Origin of the sequence: Thioclava sp. JM3 (assembly GCF_002213185.1) — a bacterium.
GTDB lineage: Bacteria > Pseudomonadota > Alphaproteobacteria > Rhodobacterales > Rhodobacteraceae > Thioclava > Thioclava nitratireducens.
In genome coordinates this window covers 130,442-152,272 of sequence record NZ_NBOB01000004.1, presented here as the reverse complement: position 1 = coordinate 152,272, position 21,831 = coordinate 130,442, and the positions used below count along the sequence as shown (strand labels likewise).

The window sequence follows — 21,831 nt, the reverse complement described above, 5'->3', positions numbered from 1 at the left end:
TCGGGGCGAAATCAGGCTTCTGGGGTTACTTCTTACAGGTATTGACGCCGAGCATCGAGTAGAGCGGGCAAGTGCCCAGCAACCCGGTCCCGAGCGGAATCAGCCCCACCCAGAAGAGCCAGCGATAGGGGCCGGGCGGGGTCATGAAGAAGGCGATGATCAGGGCCAGCCCGACCACGATGCGCAGAGTGCGGTCGATGCCGCCGACATTGTTCTTGAACATTCAAAGCCCTTTCCGTGGCGCAGCTTCCTTGCAACTTGATACTGTTACGCGAACTCAGGCGGCAAGGATTAACTGCGGGAGGCGCGGTGACGCGCCTCCACTCGGAATTCAGGTGCGGCTGCGCTTTTCGAAACGCGGCAGCATGGCCGAGAAGTCACGGCCCTTGCCGCCTTCGGTTTCCACGAAGGCCGAATAGAGCGCGGCGGCCAGCTTGCCCATCGGCGTGTCGGCATCGGCGCTCTCGGCGGCCTGCTGGCTCAGCCGCAGGTCCTTGAGCATCAGCTCGGCGGCGAAGCCCGGCTTGTAATCGTTGTCGGCGGGCGATTGCGGGCCGACGCCCGGCGCCGGGCAATAGGTGTTCATCGACCAGCTCTGACCCGAGGAGGTCGAGACCACGTCGAACATCTTCTCGCGGTCGAGGCCCAGCTTGTCGGCCAACGCGAAGGCTTCGCAGGTCGCGATCATCGTCACGCCGAGGATCATGTTGTTGCAGATCTTGGCCGCCTGACCCGCGCCCGCTTCGCCGCAATGCACGGCCTTCTGGCCCATCACGTCGAAGAGGGGCTTCACGATCTCGAAGCTTTTCGCGTCACCACCCACCATGAAGGTCAGCGTGCCGTTGGTCGCGCCGCCCACGCCACCGGAGACAGGCGCGTCGAGCGAACCGAGGCCGCGCTCTGCCGCCATCGCCGCGACCGCTTTCGCGCTGTCGACATCGACGGTCGAGCAATCGCACAGCACCGCATCTTCCTGCATCGCCGGGATCACTTCCTTCGCGACGTCGCGCAGGATCTGGCCGTTGGGGAGCATGGTGATGACGACCTCGGCCTCCTGCGCCGCCGCCGCTGCGGTCGTCGCCCGACCCACGCCCTCGGGCGGCGGGGCGGTGAGGTCGAAGCCGATCACTTTGTGACCCGCGGCGACCAGATTGGCCGCCATCGGCCCACCCATGTTTCCAAGCCCGATGAATGCGATTTTCATGTCGTCTCCTCCCAGATGGCCCATTCGGGGCCGAGCGGCTCCAGCATCTGCGCGACCGCCTCTTCCGGCAGCGCATCCAGAGCATATTTCCATTGCGGATTGCGATCCTTGTCGATGATCTGCGCCCGCACGCCCTCAAGAAAATCACCTAGCTCCGCCGCACGCCAGGTAAAGCGGAACTCATGGGTGAGGGCGGCGCGGATCGTGTTCTCGGCGCGGGTCATGCGGATCAGGCGCAGCGTCGCCTCCATCGACAGCGCAGAGTTGCGCAGCACCGTCTTGTAGGTCTTCTCGGCGAACTCGCTGCCCGAAGTCTCGAGCTTGGCGACGATCGCGCTGAGGTTCTCGGCCCAGAAGATGCGGTCGATCTCGGGGCGCAGGCCTTCCAGCTTGCCGGGTTCGGGCGGGGTGCGCGGATGGGGCAGGGTGTCGATATTGCCGGTCTCGATGAGCCGGGTCTTCAACTCCTCCCAATCGGCCTCGGGCACGAACATATCGGCGAACCCGGCATAGAGCGCGTCGGTTGCGTTCATTCGCGCCCCCGTGAGGCCGAGATATTCGCCCACGTGGCCTGGCGCGCGCGCCAGCAAGAGCGTGCCGCCCACGTCCGGGATCAGCCCGATCCCGCTTTCCGGCATCGCGACCTGCGTGCTTTCGCCCACGATCCGGTGGCTGGCATGGCCGCCGACGCCGACACCGCCGCCCATGACAAAGCCCTGCATGAAGGCGACGATGGGCTTGGGATATTCCGCGATCTTTGCGTTCATCCGGTATTCGTCGCGCCAGAAGTCGCGTCCCGGTGCATAATCGCCAGCGATCCCGGCCCGGTAGACGGCGGCGATGTCGCCGCCCGAGCAGAAGGCGCGATCACCCGCTGCGTCGATCACGACAAGATCGACCTCCGGGTCGTCGCGCCATGCGTCGAGCGCCGCCTCGATCGCCATGGCCATCTCGTGATCGAGCGCGTTGAGCGCCTTGGGTCGATTGAAGGTCAGCCGTCCGGCGTGGCCTTCCTTTCTCGCGATCATCGTTTCTTCGGTCATCCACGCTCCGCCAGCATCGCGCGGCTGACGATCAGCCGCATGATTTCATTCGTGCCTTCAAGGATCTGGTGCACGCGCAGGTCGCGCACGATCTTCTCGATCCCGTAATCGGCAAGATAGCCGTAACCACCATGCAATTGCAGGCATTGGTTTGCCACATCGAATGAGGCATCCGTCACATAGAGTTTAGCCATGGCGCAGAACTTCGTCGCATCATGGGACTTGTTGTCGAGCTTCCATGCCGCCTGACGCAGGAAGGTGCGCGCGGATTCCAGCTTCACCTCCATATCGGCGAGGCGGAATTGCAGCGCCTGGAACTGGTCGAGCGATTTACCGAAGGCCTTGCGCTCGCCCATATAGGCCAGCGTCTTGTTGAGCGCGGCCTGCGCGCCGCCCAGGGCGGAGGCCGCGATATTCAGACGCCCGCCATCGAGACCCGCCATCGCATAAGTAAAGCCTTTGCCCTCTTCGCCCAGCAAGTTCTCCGCCGGAATGTGGCAATCGTCGAATTGCACCTGCGCGGTCGGCTGAGCCTTCCAGCCCATCTTGCGCTCCAGCCCGCCGAAGCTGAGCCCCTTCGCGCCGTCCTCGACCACGATCGTCGAGATGCCCTTGGGCCCCGGATCGCCGGTGCGGACCATGGTCACATAGACATCCGAATAGCCGCCGCCCGAGATGAACGCCTTGGTGCCGTTGAGCACCCAGCCCTCGTTCGAGCGCTCGGCCTTGGTCCGCAGCGCCGCTGCGTCCGAGCCCGAACCCGGCTCGGTCAGGCAGTAGGAGAAGACCTTTTTCATGCTGACCAGATCGGGCAGCCAGCGCGCCTTGTCCTCGTCCGAGCCGAACTTGTCGATCATGCCGCCGCACATGTTGTGGATCGACAGGAACGAGCCCACGGCGGGGCAGGACATTGCGAGCGCCTCGAAGACGAGCGTGGCATCGAGGCGCGACAGGCCCGATCCGCCATAGTCTTCGGCGACGTAGATGCCGCCCAGACCCAGCTCGGCCACTTTCGGCCAGAGCTCTTTCGGGATCGTGCCGGCCTCTTCCCACGCGTCCGCATGGGGGGCGATCTCGTCCTGCCCGAAGGCGTAAGCCATGTCGAAAATGGCCTGCTGTTCCTCGCTGAGCGCGTAATCCATGAAACTCCTCCCCGAGCTCACTTTCGGTAAAGGCTCGACCTCAACCGGATGAATTGAACACCCGTTTAATTTCGAATCCTTGCGAGAGTTTTGCAAGGGGGAGCTTGTGCAAGTGCAAGCGTGCCGTCAGCCCGCCAGATAATCCGCGATCACCGAGTGCGACCCGCGTGCCCAGACGTCATTGAGAAGCGCGGTGAATTTCGCCACGACCTCGGCATTCTCGGCCAGATCGCCGTAGATCTCGGACATCTCCAGCCACGCGGCGGGACGCTCCTTCGCCAGCTTCGACTGCGCGACGAGGCGATCCCAATTCGGATCGTTCGGCGCGATCTCGGCGCCGGTCTCGCTGGTGCCGTAGCAATAGCGGCACCAGAGCGCGCTCTCGAGGATCAGCCCGGTGCAATCCCGGCCCTGAGCGAGGCAATCGCTGATCGAGGTGATGATGAACTTCGGTTGCCGGTTCGAGCCGTCATGGCACAGGCGGCGGATCGTGTCGGCCACTTCCGGGTTCGAGAAGCGGCTCAAGATCAGCTGCTTGTAATCGTTCAGGTCGGTGTCGGGCACCGGCGGCACGATGGGCAGGATCTCGGTCGTCTCGATCTTGTCGAGATAGGCGCGGATCTGATCATCTGCCATCGCCTCATGCGCGTATTCGATGTCCCGCAGGCCTGCGGCATAGGCGATGATCGCGTGCCCGCCATTGAGGATACGGATCTTCATCGTCTCGAACCGGGCGACCGCATCGGTGAAGGTCACGCCGACTTTCTCCAGCGCGGGGCGGCCCGCAGGGAAATTGTCCTCCATCACCCATTGCCGGAAGGGCTCGCAGGTGACGGGGGCGGCGTCCTCGATCCCGAAGCTTTGGGCCAGCGCACGCTCGCGCGGGCCGGTGGCGGGGGTGATCCGGTCCACCATCGAGTTCGGAAAGGCGACATTGGCCTTGATCCATGCGCTTAGCTCCGGATCGGAGAGTTCCGCCAGTCCGCAAACCGCGTCGCGCGTGACATGGCCGTTATGGGGCACGTTATCGCAACACATCACGGTGAAGGGCGGCACGCCCGAGGCTCGGCGCGCCTTCAGCGCGGCGATGATCGCGCCGAACGCGGTCTCGGGATGGTCCGGATTGGCCGCATCGGCCTGAATGTCGGGATGGGTCGGGCTGAACGTGCCGGTCTTCGGGTCGATGTAATAGCCGCCCTCGGTCACGGTAAGCGACACGATCCGAACGCTGGGCTGCGACATGGCTGCGATCAGCGGCGCATTTCCGGAGGCCACTTCGGCAAAACCAACCATCGAGCCTATCACGCGGGCCGATTTCGCCGCCGGGTCCAGCTCGATCACGCTATAGAGCCCGTCCTGTGCTAGAACCGCATCGCGCATCTTCGCATCGCCCGGTCGAACGCCCGCGCCCATGAGCGCCCAGTCATGGCCTTCGCCCAAATTGAACAGATCGTCGAGATAGACCGCCTGATGCGCCCGGTGGAAATTGCCGCAGCCGATATGAACGATGCCGGGGGTGAGCGCCGCGCGGTCGTAACCGGGGCGCGCCACGTCTGCGGGAAGCTCGGAGAGGGTGTCGTTGGAAAGTGTCATGTCAGCTCATCCAGTTTCCGCCGTCGACATTGTAGGTCTGGGCGACGATGTATTCGGCCTCGTCCGAGGCGAGGAAAACGGCCATGCCGGTCAGGTCGGCGGCGGTCCCCATGCGGCCATAGGGGACGGACTCGCCGACCTCTTTCTTCTTCTGGCCCAAGGGTTTGTTCTCGTATTTCGCGAAGAAGGCATCGACGCCGTCCCAATGCTCGCCATCGACCACGCCGGGCGCGATCGCGTTCACGTTGATGCCATGTTCGATCAGGTTCAGCCCCGCGGATTGCGTAAGGCTGATGACGGCGGCCTTGGAGGCGCAATATACCGCGACCAATGCCTCGCCCCGACGTCCGGCCTGAGACGCCATGTTGATGATCTTGCCGCCACGGGCCTGCGCGATCATCTCCTTCGCCGCCGCCTGCATCATGAAGAGCGTGCCTTCGACGTTGATCTTGAAGACGCGGGCGTAATCCTCGCGGGTGATTTCCACGAGCGGCGCGGCGGTGAAGATCGCGGCGTTGTTGATCAGGATGTCGATCCCGCCCGAGGCGCGCATCTTCTCCATGGCGGCGTCGATGCTCGCCGCGTCGGTCACGTCGAGCTTGAGCGCGACCGCGCCGATCTCGGCCGCGGTGTCCTCGGCCCGCGCGATGTCGATATCGCCGATCACGACCTCCGCGCCTTCCGCGATGTATTTCTCCGCGAAAGCGCGGCCGATCCCACGGGCTGCCCCGGTGATCAGGGCGCGTTTGCCATTCAGTCGCATCAGATTGCCTGTCCTTGCGCGTCGAATTTGTGGAGTTGGTTGAGGTCGGGGGTCAGGTAGACCTTGTCGCCCGAATGCAGCCCGATCTCGCCGCCGCCGCGCACGTTGATCACGCCATGCTTCGTTTCGACATGCAGGAACGTGTCGGAGCCCAAGTGCTCGGACACGCCGACCGTGCCCTCCCACGCGCCTTCGGTCGTCGAGACCTCGATATGCTCCGGGCGGATGCCGATGCTGTCGGCGCCGTATTTCGCAGCTTCGTCGCCCTCGATGAAGTTCATCTTCGGCGAGCCGATGAAGCCCGCGACGAACTTGTTGCGCGGCGAGCGATACAGTTCCAGCGGCGAGCCAACCTGTTCGATCCGTCCGGCCTGCAGCACGACGATCTTGTCGGCCATGGTCATCGCCTCGACCTGATCGTGGGTGACGTAGATCATCGTGGTCTTGAGCTTCTGGTGCAGTTCCGAGATCTCCAGCCGCATGTTCACCCGCAGCGCCGCATCGAGGTTCGACAGCGGTTCGTCGAAAAGGAACGCCGCCGGTTCCCGCACGATGGCCCGACCGATCGCGACGCGCTGGCGCTGACCGCCCGAAAGCTGGCCGGGGCGACGGTCGAGATAGTCGGTCAGGTTGAGGATGCGCGCCGCATTGTCGACCTTCTCTTTGGCCGCCGCCGCGTCCAGCTTTGCCATCTTCAGCGGGAAGGCGATGTTCTTGCGCACCGACATATGCGGGTAGAGCGCGTAGCTCTGGAACACCATCGCCAGCCCGCGCTTGGCGGGGGGCAGGTCGCTCGAAGGTTGACCGTTGATCTCGATTTCGCCGCCCGAGACGTCTTCCAGACCCGCGATCAGGCGCAGAAGGGTGGATTTGCCGCAGCCCGAGGGGCCGACGAAGACGACGAACTCGCCTTCGTTGATTTCCAGATCGAGCGGCGGGATGACCTCGACATCGCCGAAGGCCTTGCGGACGCCCTTGAGGGTAATCTGTCCCATGGGTTTAGCTCCTTATTTCACGGCGCCGAAGGTCAGGCCACGCACCAGCTGTTTCTGGCTGAACCAGCCGAGGATCAGGATCGGTGCGATAGCCAGCGTCGAGGCGGCAGAGAGTTTCGCGTAGAACAGCCCTTCGGGGCTGGAATAGGCGGCAATGAAAGCGGTGAGGGGGGCGGCATTCGCCGCCGTCAGGTTCAGCGTCCAGAAGGCTTCGTTCCAGGCGAGGATCACGTTGAGCAGAAGCGTCGAGGCGATGCCGGGCACGGCCATCGGGGTCAGCACGTAGAGGATCTCGCCGCTCAAGGTCGCGCCATCCATACGGGCGGCCTCGAGGATGTCCTTCGGAATTTCCTTGAAATAGGTGAAGAGCATCCAGATCACGATCGGCAGGTTCATCAGGCACAGCACGATGACCAGACCGGTCCGGGTATCCAGCAGGCCCCAGTCGCGGAACATCAGGTAGATCGGGACGAGCACGCCCACGGCGGGCATCATCTTGGTGGACAGCATCCACATCAGCACGTCCTTGGTGCGCTTGCCCGGCACGAAGGCCATGGCCCAGGCCGAGGGGATCGCGACGATGAGCGCCAGCAGGGTGGAACCGAACGAGATCACCACCGAATTCATGAAGTGGCGGAAGTAGTTCGAGCGCTCCTGAACGAGATGGTAGCTATCGACGGTCCAGGCCGAGGTCAGCACGTCCCACGGCGCCTTGATCGCGTCGCCCTCGGTCTTGAACGACAGGATGATCGTCCAGAGGATCGGGAAGAAGATCACGAAGGCCAGCGCCCATGCGATCACGGACATGATCGTGCGGCGGCGGTTGGAGATTTTGCGCGCCATTGGATTACGCCTCCAGGTTCTTGCCGATCATCCGCATCAGGAAGATCGCGACGATATTTGCGAGGATCACGGCGATCACACCGCCCGCGGCGCCTCCGCCCACGTCGAATTGCAGCAGCGACTGGACATAGACGAGGTAGGTCAGCGTGGTGGACGCGTTGCCCGGCCCGCCATTCGTGGTCACTAGGATTTCCGCGAAGGTCGAGAGCAGGAAGATCGTCTGGATGAGGATCACCACGGTCGCGGCCCGTGCGAGGTGTGGCAGCATGATGTAGAAGAACCGCGACAGGGCGCCCGCGCCGTCCATCTCGGCGGCTTCCAGCTGCTCGGAATCCAGCGATTGCAGCGCGGTCAGCAGGATCAGCGTCGCGAAGGGCAGCCACTGCCATGCCACGATTATGGTGATCGAAAGCATCGGCGCATGGGCGAGAAAGTCATATGGCTGTAGCCCTATCGCCTTGGCGATATAGGCGAAAATGCCGTTCACCGGATTGTAGAGCATGTTCTTCCAGACCAGTGCGGACACGGTCGGCATGACGAAGAAGGGCGCGATCACGAGAACCCGCACGATGCCCTGGCCGAAGATCGGCTGATCGAGGAGCAGCGCCAGCAGGATGCCCCCGATCACGGTGATCAGCAGCACGCCCCCCACCAGCACCAAAGTGTTCTTGAGCGCAGTCAAGAAGGCGGGATCGGTGAGGAAGTAATAGTAATTGTCCCAGCCCACGAAGCCGCCCTGACCGGGCATCAGCAGGTTGTAGCGCTGGAACGAGAACCAGATCGTCATGCCCAGCGGCACGGCCATCCACATGAACAGCAGGATGACGGATGGCGAAATCATGAGACGCGCGGCAGAGCGCGAGGCTTGCGTGGACATCGGTCCGGCTCCGGTTATCGGAAGTTGAAAAAAAGAGGCACGGGGCGGTCAGACCCAAAATGACCGCCCCGGCCGGGGAGGGGCCTGGTTACTTGATGTAACCGGCCTTCTTCATCTCGCGCTCGGTCAGGCTCTGTGCGTTTTGCAGTGCCTGATCGCCGGAGATTTGCCCTGCGAGCGCAGCCGAGAACTGCTGGCCGACGGCGGTGCCGATCGCCTGGAACTCGGGGATCGCGACGAACTGGACGCCGGTATAGGGAACCGGGTCGACCGTCGGATTGGTCGGGTCAGCCGCGTTGATCGAGTCCAGCGTCAGCTTCGCGAAGGGAGCCGCTTCGAGATATTTCGGGTTCTCGTAGAGCGAGGTACGGGTGCCCGGGGGCACGTTCGCCCAGCCCTCTTTCTCGGCCACGAGCTCGGTATAGTGCTTCGAGGTCGCCCATTCGATGAAAGTCTTCGCGGCGTCTTCCTTCTGGGTGCCCGCCGGGATCGCCAGCGACCAGGCCCAGAGCCAGTTCGCGCGCTTGTCGACGCCTTCCTTGTTCGGCGCGAGCGCGAAGCCGACCTTGTCGGCCACGGTCGAGTCCTTGGGGTTGGTCACGAAGGACGCAGCCACCGTGGCGTCGATCCACATGCCGCATTTGCCCTGCTGGAACAGTGCGAGGTTCTCGTTGAAGCCGTTGGCCGACGCGCCGGGCGGGCCGTATTTGTTCATCATGTCGAGGTAACGCGACATGGTCTCTTTCCACGGGGCCGTGTTGAATTGCGGCTGCCAGTTCTCGTCGAACCAACGTCCGCCCATCGAGTTGTCCATCGTGGTCAGGAAGGCGGCGTTCTCGCCCCAACCGGCCTTGCCGCGCAGACAGATGCCGTAGACTTCATTGTCCTTGTCGGTCATCGCGGCAGCGGCTTTTTCGATGTCGGACCAGGTCGGCTTCTCGGGCATTTCCATCCCGGCCTTTTCCATCAGGTCCTTGCGATACATCACGAAGGAGCTTTCGCCGTAGAAGGGCGCTGCATAGAGCTTGCCATCCACAGTAAGGCCTTTGCGGATCTGCGGCAGCAGGTCGTTCACGTCATAGCTGTCGGGCATGCCGTCGAGCGGCACGAGCCAGCCCTGCTTGCCCCAGATCGGAACCTCGTAGGTGCCGATGGTCAGCACGTCGAATTGGCCGCCCTTGGTGGCGATGTCGGTGGTGACCTTCTGGCGCAGGACGTTCTCTTCCAGCGTGACCCATTCCACCTTGATGTCGGGATGCTCGGCATAGAAGTCGTCCATCAGGCCCTGCATGCGGACCATATCGCCGTTGTTCACGGTTGCGACGGTGATGGTGGTCTCGGCTGCCGCAGCAGTCGCAAGCGCGCCGAGAGCACAGGCGCCCATGAGCGCCCGGATCGTATAAGTCATAGATTTCCTCCCTTGCGGTCTGAGCATATGCCCAAACTGTGAGAAAATATTCACAAACAGAACCCAAGCTGTCAATCAAGAATTACTGCGATGTCTTGATTTATTATGAACGCCGTCTCTAACGCCTTGTTTCGGCGTCAGTCTTCCAACAGGGCCTGAGCCGTCGGCTCGTCGGTCACGAGCCCGTTGAGAAGCCCGCCTTCCAGAGCGGCACGAATCGCGACCAGTTTCGAGCTGCCAGCGGCGATGCCGATCACCGGGGCGTCGCGCTTGGGCTCGATCCGGAACGAGCCGAAACGCGTCGTGGTGGGAGTGGTGATGTAGTTGCCCTGCGCATCGTAGAACGAGCCCACGAGCTCGCCCACGCCGCCAGCCGCGCGCAGCTCCTCGAGTTCGGCGAGGGTGACGAAGCCGTCCTTGTGCACCGGCGCGTCCTCGCCCAGCTGGCCGACGCCGACGAAGGTCGCATCCGCCTCCGCCGCGAGCCGCTTCACGGCCTGCACCGGCTTGAGCCGGTCGAACATCGCACGTTCCTCCACCGTTTCCGAGATCACCGGAACCAGCATCGGATAATGCGGCAGGCGCAGCTTGTCGGCCATCCGCATGATGACGTCATAGAACGAGGCAGAACCGTCCGGGGCGATGTTGCCGATCAGCGAGACGATCTTGTGCTCGGTCGCGGGGCGCTGCATCACCTCGTTCACCATCGCAGAGAGCGAGCGGCCCGTCCCGAAGGCGATCACCTGCGGCTCGGACCGTGCGAGGATCCGTTCGAGAAGCGTGGCGGCAAAAGCGGCGGTGGCCGTGGCCGGGTCGCCGCGTTCACCCAGCGACGGCGCGACGCGCACCGTCTGCAGCCCGAAGCGACGCATCAGCGCCGCTTCCAGTTCCAGACAGGCGCCGATCTTGTGCTCGATCCGCACCCGCACCAGTCCTTCTGAAACCGCGCGGCTCACCAGCCGCTGCGCGCGCTGGCGCGACACGCCAAGTTCGGCGGCGATCTGGTCCTGCGTCATGCCGCCGACGTAATAGAGCCATCCGGCCCGTGCCGCCTCGTCATCGCGCGAAGTTTCGGCCTCATTCATACGGCTCACGACTCTTTCTCCCTGATGAGTCCATTCTGGAAGAACTCGGTGAAATGCGCAAATTCGCGATGCGGACGGGCATCCTCGGGCGGCGTCAGGTCGCGCCCGGCCAGATGGCTGCCGCCGGTGAAACGCCAGACTTCCATCCCCGCCGCAAGCCCTGCACGAATGCCGTTGAGGCTGTCCTCGATCACCAGCGTGCGGGCAGGGGCCGCGCCCATCTTCTCCGCCGCGTGCAGGAACAGGTCGGGTGCGGGCTTTCCATGGGCGACCTCGCTCGCCGTGAACAGCCGATCGCCCACCCGGTCGCGCAGGCCTGCGATTTCGAGCGAGCGTTCGGCGCGCGGCAGGCTCGACGACGTGGCCACGCACCATGGCACGTCGAGTGCCTCCAGCACATCGGCCACGCCCTGAGTCACCCGCAGGTCTCGTTCGAACGCGTCGAGCAGACGCGCGCGATACTGCGCCTCGAACTCCTCCGGAAGATCAAGCCCGAACTCGGAGCGGATCTGCTTCATCACCGTGGGATAGGACCGGCCAAGGAAATGGCGCGCGACGTAATCGAGGTCGATATTCACCTGCAGCGTGGCCAGCTCGTCGATCAGCATCTGCGCCGAAATGATCTCGGAATCGATCAGCACCCCGTCGCAGTCGAAAATCACCAGATCGGTCATGGTTCCTCCCCCCTGTCATTCGCGCAGCGATAGCGTGCGAAACCGGGGATGGCCAGAGGCGGAAACGGTCTGTCAGACCATGGCCTCCTGCGCACCGATCCCGGTCACCCGAAGCGCGATCGCGCCCGCGCCGAACAGGAAGATCGCCATCACGCCGAGCCAACCGACCCACGGGATGATCCAGATCAGCGCGCCGATCGCCGCGCCACCGAACGCCGCGAGGGCGCATTCGCCCGGCGTGACCGGCTGGCCGCGCCCGATCAGATCATGCAACCACGCGCCGATGACCCAGATCCCCACGATATAGCCGCCGAAGCCCAGCACCAGCACTCCGAGCAGCGAGAACGGCACCAGCACCAGCCCGATCACGGTCATCGCAAGCAGCAAGATCGACCCCACGAGCGCCGAGAGCCCGACGAACCCCGCAAGGCCCGCGCGCAAGGGATGGGCGAGGCTGCGCCGGCGCATGCGGTCCATCAAGCCCGGCGCGAAGACCGCGAGAAGCGTGGCCACGATCCCGACCACGAGCACGCCGCCCAGCCAGTCGCGGATCTCGATCAGGTAATTGCGCGCCGGGGCAGGGCGTGCCTTCGCCTCTTCGAATTCCTTCGCCTGATGAATGCTTACCCGTTCGGCCGGGGCGACGCTGGAGGGGACGGTCACCTCACCGGGCGTGTCGGTATAGACCTGAACCTTGCCTGTGACCGTCGCGCCATCGCCCCAGGTGACGGTCTTTGTTCCCAGCACGAGATCGCCCGAAATTTCGGCGTCGATCAGCGCCTCGTCGGCGCCGATGACCGCGCTGCCCGCGACAGGAGCCTCGAGCCGAACCTGCTGCCCCATCGCGCGCAGGTTGCCCGAGATCGTCCCCTTGACGGTGAGCGCCTGACCCGCGAGCGTCGCCGCACCCGCGACCGGGGCCGCGAGGTCGATATCCTGACCCGCCGCATAAAGGTCGCCGCCCACCCGTGCGCCGATCACGATATTCTGGCCCGCGAGATGCGCCGCGCCCGTGATCGGGCTACCCATAGTGACGTGCTGACCAGCGGCGAAAAGATCGTGGATGTTCTCACCCGTGGCACTCACGGTTCGGCCCGCGAGATAGGCGTCGCCGCCGAAGCGCCAGTCTTGAGTTTCCTCGGCCGCCGCGACCGAGGCGGCCAGAGCGACAGCGAGGCAGGCGAGGGATTTGACGAGGAAATTGCGCGACATAACCGGGGCCTTCCAGCGAAATTGACGATGGGGAAGTGTAACACCAATCGTTCACGGCCACGTGACATAGCTCAATACGGGCATAAAAACCTGCGATTTACGCATGTGAAAAGGGGCGCCCCTTCCGGAGCGCCCCTTCCCATAGATCCCTGAAGCGGGAACGGCTGATTACATCATGCCGCCCATGCCGCCCATGCCGCCCATGTCGGGGGCACCGCCAGCGCCTTTCGGCTCCGGCTTCTCGGCGATCATCGCTTCGGTGGTGATCAGCAGGCCAGCAACCGAGGCCGCGTCTTCGAGCGCGGTGCGGGTCACTTTCGCCGGGTCGATCACGCCGAACTCGAACATGTTGCCGTACTCTTCGGTCTGCGCGTTGAAGCCGAAGTTCAGGTCGTCGCTCTCGCGGACCTTGCCGGCCACGACAGCACCGTCCACACCGGCGTTCTCTGCGATCTGACGCAGCGGCGCTTCGAGAGCGCGCTTGACGATCGCGATACCGGCTTCCTGGTCGGAGTTCGCACCGGAGAGACCGGCGAGCACTTTCGCGCCCTGAACGAGGCTGACGCCACCGCCGACAACGATGCCTTCCTGAACGGCCGCACGGGTCGCGTTCAGAGCGTCGTCCACACGGTCCTTGCGCTCTTTCACTTCGACTTCGGTCATGCCGCCGACGCGGATGACAGCCACGCCACCGGCCAGTTTCGCGACGCGCTCTTGCAGCTTCTCGCGGTCGTAGTCCGAGGTGGTTTCCTCGATCTGGGTGCGGATCTGGCTGACGCGCGCTTCGATCTCGGCCTTGTCACCAGCGCCTTCGACGATGGTGGTGTCGTCCTTGGTGATGCTCACCTTCTTGGCGGTGCCCAGCATGTCCATGCCGACGTTCTCGAGCTTCATGCCGAGGTCTTCCGAGATCACCTGGCCGCCGGTCAGGATCGCGATGTCCTGCAGCATGGCCTTGCGGCGGTCGCCGAAGCCCGGTGCTTTCACGGCTGCGATCTTCAGGCCGCCGCGCAGCTTGTTGACCACGAGGGTCGCGAGGGCTTCGCCTTCGACGTCTTCGGCGATGATGAGGAGCGGCTTTTGCGACTGGATGACCTGCTCGAGCAGCGGGACCATCGGCTGCAGCGACGAGAGCTTCTTCTCGTGGAGCAGGATGTAGCAGTCTTCGAGTTCCGCGACCATCTTGTCGGGGTTGGTCACGAAGTAGGGCGACAGGTAGCCACGGTCGAACTGCATACCTTCGACGACTTCGACTTCGGTCTCCATGCCGCGGGCTTCTTCCACGGTGATGACGCCGTCATTGCCGACTTTCTGCATCGCGTTGGCGATCATCTTGCCGATGGCTTCTTCGCCGTTGGCCGAGATGGTGCCGACCTGAGCGACTTCGTCCGAGTCCTTGACCGGGCGGGCCGCGCTCTTGATCGCGTCGACGACTTTCGAGGTCGCGAGATCGATGCCGCGCTTGAGGTCCATCGGGTTCATGCCAGCGGCCACGGCTTTCAGGCCGTCCTTGACGATCGCCTGAGCGAGCACGGTGGCGGTGGTGGTGCCGTCGCCAGCCTCGTCATTGGTGCGCGAGGCGACTTCTTTCACCATTTGCGCGCCCATGTTCTCGAACTTGTCCGAAAGTTCGATCTCTTTGGCGACCGACACACCGTCTTTGGTGATGCGCGGCGAGCCGAACGACTTTTCGATCACGACGTTGCGGCCTTTCGGGCCCAGCGTGACCTTCACCGCGTCGGCGAGGATGTTGACGCCGTCGAGCATACGATCGCGGGCGTCGGTGGAGAATTTCACGTCCTTGGCTGCCATGTTTGTTGGCTCCTTGACTGAGTTGTTCTTGGGATATCAGGGGATCTCGGTAAGGGCAGGGCGCCTTACGAGATGATGCCCATGATGTCGCTTTCTTTCATGATGAGCAGCTCTTCGCCGTCGAGGGTCACTTCCGTGCCCGACCACTTGCCGAAGAGAACGCGGTCGCCAGCTTTGACGCCCGGTGCGATCAGCTCGCCCGATTCCTTGCGCGCGCCGTCACCCACTGCGACGACTTCACCCTCTGCGGGCTTTTCCTTCGCGCTGTCGGGGATGATCAGGCCACCCTTGGTTTTTTCTTCGCTCTCCACGCGCTTGACCAGCACACGGTCATGAAGCGGTTTGAATGCCATCTGGGTCACTCCCTAAAGGTTCCAGGTTCGAAAACTTTTAGCACTCGTCATTGGTGAGTGCTAACGATGGCGGAGTTAGTCACTGAGGCGGGCGGCTGTCAATAACCGAAAAGCGAATTTTTTGCGTCAATTCGAACGATCGGGGCGCGGCGATTTCGCCTCTATGCGGAACGCATATCGCGTGGCACTCTCGCCCTCATGAAATTCGCCAAGCTCCTTCGGCCTTTGCTGGCCCCCGCGCTTTCTCTCTGCCTCGCACTGCCCGCATGGGCGGAGTGCCGCGGCACGAATATTTTTGACGCGCTGCCCAAGGCCGAACAGGAGGCGCTGACCGCCGCCGCCGATTCCGCGCCCTTCTCTCGCGGATTGCTGTTCTCTGCAACCAAGGGCACGGAAAAGATCACGCTGGCCGGCACCTACCATCTGCCCGATCCGCGTCATGACAAGCTGGTCGGGGCGCTCTCGAAGGCACTCGAGAAAGCGTCGCGGCTGCTGGTGGAGGCGGGCCCGGACGAGCAGGCGCGGCTGGAGCACGCGATCCAGACCGACCCGACGCTGATGTTCTCGACCGGCAAGACCCTGCCACAGATGATGTCCGAGCAGGACTGGAACATGACCAAGGCGGCGCTCGCGGCCCATGGGATGCCCGCTTTCCTCGCCGCGAAGATGCGGCCCGCTTTCGTCGCGATGACGCTGTCGCTGCCGCCCTGTGCCACGGCCGAGCTCGCCAAGGGGGAGGGCGGTCTGGACCTGCAGGTAATGACGCAGGCCGAGGACGACGGCGTGCCGGTCGAGGCGCTGGAGCCGTGGGACACTGTCTTCAAGCTGTTCAACGGCATCACCGAGACCGAGGCGCTGGAAATGCTCCGCGCGGCAGTGATCGGCGCGCCCTTGGCTGACGATATGGGCGTGACGATGGGTGATCTCTATTTTCGGGGCGAACCGCGCCTGATCTGGGAACTGGCGCGCGAACAGGCCGTCACGGCAGGCATGAATGCCGATGAGGTCGAGCGCCAGATGAAGCTCTCCGAGGATCTGCTGATGGTCGCCCGCAACCGCAACTGGCTGCCCAAGATCGAAGCCGCGGCGAAGCAGGGGCCGGTCGTGGTCGCGGTGGGCGCGCTGCACCTTTCGGGTAAAGAGGGGTTGTTGCGGTTGCTCGAGAAGGACGGCTGGAGCATCGAGCGGCTCGATAGCTGAGACGTCGAAATGCAGTTTGCCCTGGGGTGACCCACCCCGGTCCGCGCCTGTCCGGTTGCTCGCTTGCGGCCCTTTCCGCATCGCCAGACCCCTAGGTGACAAGCCCAGACACAGCGCCTATAACCTGCGCCGACAGTTGATTATCCGAGAGGATCTCCCCATGACGATTAAGGTTTTCGGCCACAAGGCCCCCGACACCGACTCGACCGGCTCGCCCATTGCCTGGGCGTGGTATCTCAACGAAGTCAAAGGCACCCCGGCCAAGCCCTGCCTGCTGGGCGAGCCCAATACCGAGGCGGCTTTCGTCATCGAGCATTGGGGCCTCGACAAGCCCGAGATCATCTCTGACGTGGAAGAAGGCGAGGACGTGGTCGTCGTCGACACCAACAACCCCGCCGAGCTGCCGAACGGTATCAACGCTGCCAACGTCATCCAGATCATCGATCACCACAAGCTGACCGGCGGGATCGAGACCAAGGGACCGATCGACATCACGATGCGCCCGCTCGCCTGCACCGCGACCATCCTCTACGATCTGATGGGCGACGACTTGGCGAAAGCGCCGCGCGGCATCAAGGGCGCGATGCTCAGCTGCATCCTGTCGGATACGCTGGAATTCCGCTCGCCCACCACGACCGATCACGACCGCGCCGTCTGCGACGCGCTGGCGAGCGATCTGGGCATCGACATGCACGAGCTGGCCGAGAAGATGTTCGAAGCGAAATCGGACGTCTCCGCCTTCACCGATGCAGAACTGCTGCGGATGGATTCCAAGGAATACCCGGTCGACGGCACGACCTTCCGCGTTTCCGTGCTGGAGACCACCGCGCCGAAGATGGTGCTGGACCGGAAGGCCTCGCTGATGACCTCGATGGAAGAGGTCGCGAAGGAAGACGGCGTCGATCAGGTGCTCCTGTTCGTGATCGACATCCTGAAGGAAGAGGCGACGCTGCTGGTGCCGAACGATCTGGTGAAGGGCGTGGCCGAGAAGAGCTTCGACGCCACGGTCGAGGGCGACACGGTGGTGCTGCCCGGCGTGATGAGCCGCAAGAAGCAGATCATCCCGTCGCTCAAGGTCTGAGCTTTTCGAGATTTGAGATAGGGAAGGGGCGTCCGGTCGGGCGCCCCTTTTTCTGATTTGGTCGCCCAGTTCGGGCGCAATCGCGAAGCGGGAGCATTTTGCTCCGGCGCGGGGCGACCAGCCCGGGGCCGCGCCCGACCCTCCCCCCGGGAGGGCGCATTGGCGATGTCAGCGCGGGCTCGAACGTCATTCGGGCTTGCGAGATAAACTGCCAAGCCACCCGCCGATCGAAGCGCCCAACCGAGGCTCAGGCCCGCCCCTCAGTGCCTCATTCCTCCATCGTCCCCGTCTCGACAAACCGCTGGTGCCAGCTCAGCGCCTCGCCCAGCAGGTTCGGGGCATGATTGGCGAAGCTGCCCTTCTTGGCGCGCTCGAAATAGTCCCGCAGCATCGGGCGGTAAGCGGGATGGGCGCAGGTCTCGATGATCGTCTCGGCACGCTGCTTCGGAGACAGCCCGCGCAGATCGGCCAGACCGTGCTCGGTCACAATTACCTGCACGTCCTGCGCGATGTGATCGACATGGGCGGCCATCGGCACGATCGCCGAAATCTTACCACCTTTGGCGACCGACGGAGTCATGAAGATCGAGACATAGCCGTTGCGCGCGAAATCGCCCGAACCGCCGATGCCGTTCTGGATCTTCGAGCCCATCACATGTGTCGAGTTCACGTTGCCATAGATATCCGCTTCGATCAGCCCGTTCATCGCGATGCAGCCCAATCGGCGCACCAGCTCTGGATGGTTCGAGATTTCCTGCGGGCGCAGGATCAGCTTGTCGCGGAAATAGGCGGCGTTGTCGTTGAAATACTGCGCCTTTTCGGGCGAGAGCGAAAAGGCGGTGGCGCTCGCCATGCGCAGCTTGCCCGCCTCGATCATGTCGAGCATCCCGTCTTGAATGACCTCGGTGAAGGCGGTCATCTGGTCGAAGGGGGCCTCGATCAGCCCGGCCATCACCGCGTTCGGCACGTTGCCCACGCCGGATTGCAGCGGCAGCAGCCCGCGTGGCAGGCGGCCCTGTTTCACCTCGTTGCCGAGAAAGTCGAGGATATGGCCCGCAATCGCCTCGGCCACCGCATCCGGCGGGCTGAAGGGCGCGTTGCGGTCGGGCGCGTCGGTCTCGACCACGGCCACGACTTTCTCGGGATCGACCTCGAAATAGGTCTGGCCGATGCGGTCGTCAGGCTTCACCAGCGGGATCGGCACGCGGTTCGGGGGCAGGGCGGTGCCGTAATAGATGTCATGCATCCCCTCCAGCATCGGTGACTGCCAGCGGTTCACTTCGAGGATGATCTTGTCAGCGCAGTCGAGCCACGTCTTGTTGTTGCCGACCGAGCTCGACGGGATCAGCTTGCCGTCCTCGGTGAAGCCGGAAATCTCGATCACCGCCGTGTCGAGCTTGCCCATGAACCCCATCCACGCCATCGGCGCGACCTGGCTCAGGTGCATGTCGAAATATTTCATCTGACCCGCGTTGATCCGCTCGCGCGCGATCGGGTCGGAATTGTAGGGCAGGCGGAATTCGATTCCGTCGGCCTTGGCCAGAGCGCCGTCCAGCTCGGGGCCCGTCGAAGCGCCCGACCAGATCTTCACCTTGAACGGGCGGCCCGCCGCGTGCTCGGCCTCGATCCGTGAAGCGAGCGCCATCGGCACCGCCTTGGGATAGCCCGAGCCGGTGAAGCCCGACATGCCGATCGTCGCGCCATTGTCGATCAGGGCGGCGGCGTCTTCGGCGGACATCACCTTGGCGGCGAGCCCGGCATGGGCTTTGCGGATCGTGTGGTTCATGAGCAAGCGCCTCCTTCGCGATGGTTCGGTCGCGATGGCGCGGAGCGGGGTTCTTCTCTGCCTCGCATCGCCGCGCGACCTCGTGTTCCGCTGACGAGGAACGCGAGGTTGCGCGGGATGTCCATGTTTGGCCGGTATGCGCTGGACGCATGACTCATGTCGCTGGGCGCATGGCGTAGAGTTTGCGGCGCCGGGAGCGTTGAGATCAGGCTTCGACAAACCCCATCGAAATCAGGGCTTGGGCGAAATCGTCGTCGGTGAAGGGCTTGATCAGTATTTTGCCTTCAGGGAAACCATCCATCATCACGGATTTTTCATCATAGCCGGTCGAATAGAGGATTGGCACCGCGCGTTCGCGCAGCGCCTTGGCAGCTTCCAGCGAGGTTTCGTCGCCGAGATTGATGTCGAGCAGCGCCATCGAGATATCGTTGCCGCCAGCGATGTGCTGCAACGCTTCATCGACGGTGCCGAAGATGACCACGTCGCGCGCACCGAATTCGCTTAGCATCGCGGCCGCGTCATAGGCCACGATCATTGCGTCTTCGAGAACCAGCGCGGTGCCGTCGATCCGAGGTGGCGCACAAAGAGTCACGAGGACCGCCTAGCCGCGCGGCGGGCATCGCTTGCGCGATTCTCGCTTCGTTCGTGCTGGATATTCCGGGGCATCAGCATCCTGTCCTTGCAGATAACTGCGTTCGAAGGGGGAAGGGATCGTAGTTGATCCGGCGTCGCATCTGAAATTTAGGCGTCAGTCCCGGTCGACGGTGCGCTGAGAGGCCTCGTGAACCTTAATGCACGTCATAATCTTCGGGGTCATTTAACTATGACATACCTTCGCAATTCGTCTAGCCGCTTGTTTCCGGCTCTACAAAGCATCGTGAACGCCTGTCGGCGGAAACGTGAGGCAAATAACGGGAAACACTCGCTTCCTCCCGAAGATCGAAAGGAACCCGCCAAGGCCATCCGCGTTGCCTTATGACGCAAAAGTGAGCCAAGGCATGACAAGTAACTGTAGAAATTGCCCCTTCGTCGATAATCCCGCCTTCATGGCGCCGGATCCGGGTGAAGAAGCGATCACTGAAGCCGCCCGGGCGGGCGAGCTGCGGATGCCCTCGGGCCAGGCCGTGGTGATGGAAGGGAACGAGCCGCAGCGCTTTTTTACTCTGCTCGAGGGTCAGGCGATGCGCTACCGGATGCTGGAAGACGGACGGCGGCAGGTGCTCAATTTCCTCTTTCCCGGCGATCTGATCGGTCTCGACGCGATCATGATGGGCGTGGCCTCGCATACGACCGAGGCGCTGACGCCGGTGAAGCTCAGCGTATTCGACCGCAGACAGGTCTGGGAACTGTTCTCGAAAATGCCGCAGCGCGCGATGATGCTGACATGGCAGGTCGCGCGCGAGGAGCATTTCCTCGGCGACGCGCTGGTGACGGTTGGCCAGCGCTCGGCGCGCGAGGCGCTCGCATGGGCCTTCGTGACGCTCTACGAGCGCGGCATGCAGACCGGGCTGGTGCGCGATGGCAAGATGCCGTTCCCCGTCCGCCAGCAGGATCTTGCGGATGCGCTTGGGCTGTCCCTGGTTCACACCAACAAGACCCTCGCCCGCCTGCGCAGCGAAGGGTTGGTTCAGTGGGCGCAGGGGATTCTCCAACTGCCAGATCTGGAAAAGCTCGCCGACATAGGAGTCGTCGAGCTCGGATCCGGGAAGCCACGCTACTATTTGTAGTGGCGTAATTCCCCAGCCCGACCGCAGCCGCACACCGATTCTCGAAGCTTTTCACATAGGCGAAAAGCAATTTTTCGCAGGGTGACGCCGAGGAATACCGGAAAAGATCTGCAGCGATGTCCTATGACGTAGCGCGTTCATCGGTTTCGCGGCAGATGCTGGCTTTCCTCGAATAAGTTAACAAAACGGAACCGAGCAAGCTTGGAAGACCTGTCTCGAAAATCTGACTTCGCCAACCTGGCGGACGTTTCCCATTCGCAACGCGCGGTGCCCGTGGGCGCGGCGCTTCTGCCCGAGTCCACGCCGCTGATCGCGCGGATCGAGCGCGGCATCGCCATGCGCTATACTCTGATCGAAGACGGGCGTCGGCAGGTCGAGGCGCTGGTTTATCCCGGCGATCTCTGCGGCCTCACGAGCGTGCTGCACGGCCCCGGGGCGAGTTACTACGAGGCGCTCACGCCGGTGATACTGTCGAGCTTCGATCCGGCCGATCTGCGCCAACCCGCGATCAACGGCCCAGATCGCGACACTGCGCTTCTTTGGCTGATGACGCGCGAACTGACGCGGCTTTCGGGCTGGCTGGCCTCCGTCGGGCAGCGCAACGCCAACGAGGGCATCGCCTGGTTCGTGATGCACGCATGGGAGCGCGCCGAGGCGGTCGGTCTGATCGAGAAGGACAGCGCCCCGTTCCCCTTCGCCCAGCAGGTCGTGGCAGATTCCCTCGGGCTCTCGCTGGTGCATACCAACAAGACGATCCGCCGTCTGCGCGATCAGGGGCTCTTCCGCATCTCCGGCGGGCGCGTACGGATTTCCTCGCTTCCGGCGCTGCGTCGGGCGGCCGCTCTCTAAGCTCTTCCCTGTCGCCCAAACGACGCGCTGCGACCTTGTTTGGCGCCGGTCCGACACAGCGCCGAGGAGAGCCAGATCCGGCCTCCAAAGCGAGTCCCGCACCCGGCGACGCCCCTCACATCCGGCGTGACCTCAAGCGCGCGTGATCGGCTAAGTTGCTCATTTTGCTCACGGATCGCTCACC

The 21,831-nt window shown here is 63.5% G+C and carries 21 protein-coding genes; 4 read left to right on the top strand and 17 right to left on the bottom strand.

Features of this window, described 5'->3' with window-relative positions; genetic code table 11:
- Positions 1-25 precede the first annotated feature (25 nt).
- The 15 genes from B6V73_RS08660 to groES all read right to left on the bottom strand — a co-directional run bounded on the left by B6V73_RS08660 (position 26) and on the right by groES (position 15,004).
- Positions 26-223: a DUF2892 domain-containing protein gene (locus B6V73_RS08660; RefSeq protein ID WP_075774598.1), complete on the bottom strand. Its 198-nt coding sequence runs from the start codon at positions 221-223 to the stop codon at positions 26-28.
- A gap of 108 nt (positions 224-331) precedes the next feature.
- Positions 332-1,204 (bottom strand): 3-hydroxyisobutyrate dehydrogenase, encoded by an 873-nt coding sequence (gene mmsB / locus B6V73_RS08655; protein WP_075774599.1) that lies wholly within the window; start codon positions 1,202-1,204, stop codon positions 332-334.
- Entirely contained in the window at positions 1,201-2,247 is a 1,047-nt protein-coding gene (locus B6V73_RS08650; protein WP_075774600.1) for an enoyl-CoA hydratase/isomerase family protein, read from the bottom strand. Before B6V73_RS08650 ends, mmsB begins: the two co-directional genes overlap by 4 nt.
- Positions 2,244-3,389 carry an acyl-CoA dehydrogenase family protein gene (locus tag B6V73_RS08645; RefSeq protein ID WP_088725033.1) on the bottom strand — a complete coding sequence of 382 codons (1,146 nt, stop codon included), beginning with the start codon at positions 3,387-3,389 and terminating at the stop codon, positions 2,244-2,246. Before B6V73_RS08645 ends, B6V73_RS08650 begins: the two co-directional genes overlap by 4 nt.
- A 126-nt stretch (positions 3,390-3,515) precedes the next feature.
- A complete protein-coding gene (locus tag B6V73_RS08640) occupies positions 3,516-4,982 on the bottom strand; it encodes a mannitol dehydrogenase family protein (protein WP_088725032.1) in 1,467 nt (488 codons plus the stop codon).
- A gap of 1 nt (position 4,983) precedes the next feature.
- Positions 4,984-5,748 (bottom strand): L-iditol 2-dehydrogenase, encoded by a 765-nt coding sequence (locus B6V73_RS08635; RefSeq protein ID WP_075774603.1) that lies wholly within the window; start codon positions 5,746-5,748, stop codon positions 4,984-4,986.
- Positions 5,745-6,740, bottom strand: coding sequence for an ABC transporter ATP-binding protein (locus B6V73_RS08630; RefSeq protein ID WP_075774604.1), 996 nt, complete (start codon positions 6,738-6,740; stop codon positions 5,745-5,747). The genes B6V73_RS08635 and B6V73_RS08630 overlap by 4 nt, the downstream gene beginning before the upstream one ends.
- A gap of 12 nt (positions 6,741-6,752) precedes the next feature.
- The gene (locus tag B6V73_RS08625; RefSeq protein ID WP_075774605.1) at positions 6,753-7,583 is read right to left on the bottom strand and encodes a carbohydrate ABC transporter permease; all 831 of its coding nucleotides are present in this window, start codon (positions 7,581-7,583) and stop codon (positions 6,753-6,755) included.
- A gap of 4 nt (positions 7,584-7,587) precedes the next feature.
- On the bottom strand, positions 7,588-8,460 hold the full coding sequence (locus B6V73_RS08620; RefSeq protein ID WP_088725031.1) for a sugar ABC transporter permease: 873 nt from the start codon (positions 8,458-8,460) through the stop codon (positions 7,588-7,590).
- Positions 8,461-8,548: 88 nt separating this feature from the next.
- On the bottom strand, positions 8,549-9,868 hold the full coding sequence (locus tag B6V73_RS08615; protein WP_075774607.1) for a sugar ABC transporter substrate-binding protein: 1,320 nt from the start codon (positions 9,866-9,868) through the stop codon (positions 8,549-8,551).
- A 137-nt stretch (positions 9,869-10,005) separates the two neighbouring features.
- Positions 10,006-10,953: a sugar-binding transcriptional regulator gene (locus tag B6V73_RS08610; RefSeq protein ID WP_088725030.1), complete on the bottom strand. Its 948-nt coding sequence runs from the start codon at positions 10,951-10,953 to the stop codon at positions 10,006-10,008.
- A gap of 5 nt (positions 10,954-10,958) precedes the next feature.
- Positions 10,959-11,627 (bottom strand): HAD family hydrolase, encoded by a 669-nt coding sequence (locus B6V73_RS08605; protein ID WP_075774609.1) that lies wholly within the window; start codon positions 11,625-11,627, stop codon positions 10,959-10,961.
- Positions 11,628-11,699: 72 nt separating this feature from the next.
- A complete protein-coding gene (locus B6V73_RS08600; protein WP_088718825.1) occupies positions 11,700-12,839 on the bottom strand; it encodes a hypothetical protein in 1,140 nt (379 codons plus the stop codon).
- A 168-nt stretch (positions 12,840-13,007) separates the two neighbouring features.
- Positions 13,008-14,651, bottom strand: coding sequence for a chaperonin GroEL (groL, locus tag B6V73_RS08595; protein WP_075774611.1), 1,644 nt, complete (start codon positions 14,649-14,651; stop codon positions 13,008-13,010).
- A gap of 65 nt (positions 14,652-14,716) precedes the next feature.
- On the bottom strand, positions 14,717-15,004 hold the full coding sequence (groES, locus tag B6V73_RS08590; protein WP_075774612.1) for a co-chaperone GroES: 288 nt from the start codon (positions 15,002-15,004) through the stop codon (positions 14,717-14,719).
- A gap of 198 nt (positions 15,005-15,202) precedes the next feature.
- Here groES and B6V73_RS08585 point away from each other — a divergent pair, with 198 nt between their 5' ends.
- Together B6V73_RS08585 and B6V73_RS08580 are read left to right on the top strand one after the other, a co-directional pair.
- Positions 15,203-16,204, top strand: a complete 1,002-nt coding sequence (locus B6V73_RS08585; RefSeq protein ID WP_088725029.1) for a TraB/GumN family protein — start codon at positions 15,203-15,205, stop codon at positions 16,202-16,204.
- A gap of 160 nt (positions 16,205-16,364) precedes the next feature.
- Complete coding sequence (locus B6V73_RS08580) at positions 16,365-17,285, top strand: manganese-dependent inorganic pyrophosphatase (protein WP_088725028.1); 921 nt, start codon at positions 16,365-16,367, stop codon at positions 17,283-17,285.
- A 268-nt stretch (positions 17,286-17,553) separates the two neighbouring features.
- On the opposite strand, the gene B6V73_RS08575 is transcribed toward B6V73_RS08580, so the two are convergent.
- Both B6V73_RS08575 and B6V73_RS08570 read right to left on the bottom strand, forming a co-directional pair.
- Positions 17,554-19,071 (bottom strand): acetyl-CoA hydrolase/transferase family protein, encoded by a 1,518-nt coding sequence (locus tag B6V73_RS08575; protein WP_088725027.1) that lies wholly within the window; start codon positions 19,069-19,071, stop codon positions 17,554-17,556.
- 205 nt (positions 19,072-19,276) lie between these two features.
- Complete coding sequence (locus B6V73_RS08570; protein ID WP_143597886.1) at positions 19,277-19,663, bottom strand: response regulator; 387 nt, start codon at positions 19,661-19,663, stop codon at positions 19,277-19,279.
- Between the two features lie 406 nt (positions 19,664-20,069).
- On the opposite strand from B6V73_RS08570, the gene B6V73_RS08565 reads away from it, so the two are divergent.
- Entirely contained in the window at positions 20,070-20,798 is a 729-nt protein-coding gene (locus B6V73_RS08565) for a Crp/Fnr family transcriptional regulator (RefSeq protein WP_075774616.1), read from the top strand.
- A gap of 201 nt (positions 20,799-20,999) precedes the next feature.
- Complete coding sequence (locus tag B6V73_RS08560) at positions 21,000-21,647, top strand: Crp/Fnr family transcriptional regulator (protein WP_075774617.1); 648 nt, start codon at positions 21,000-21,002, stop codon at positions 21,645-21,647.
- The last annotated feature ends 184 nt before the right edge of the window (positions 21,648-21,831 follow it).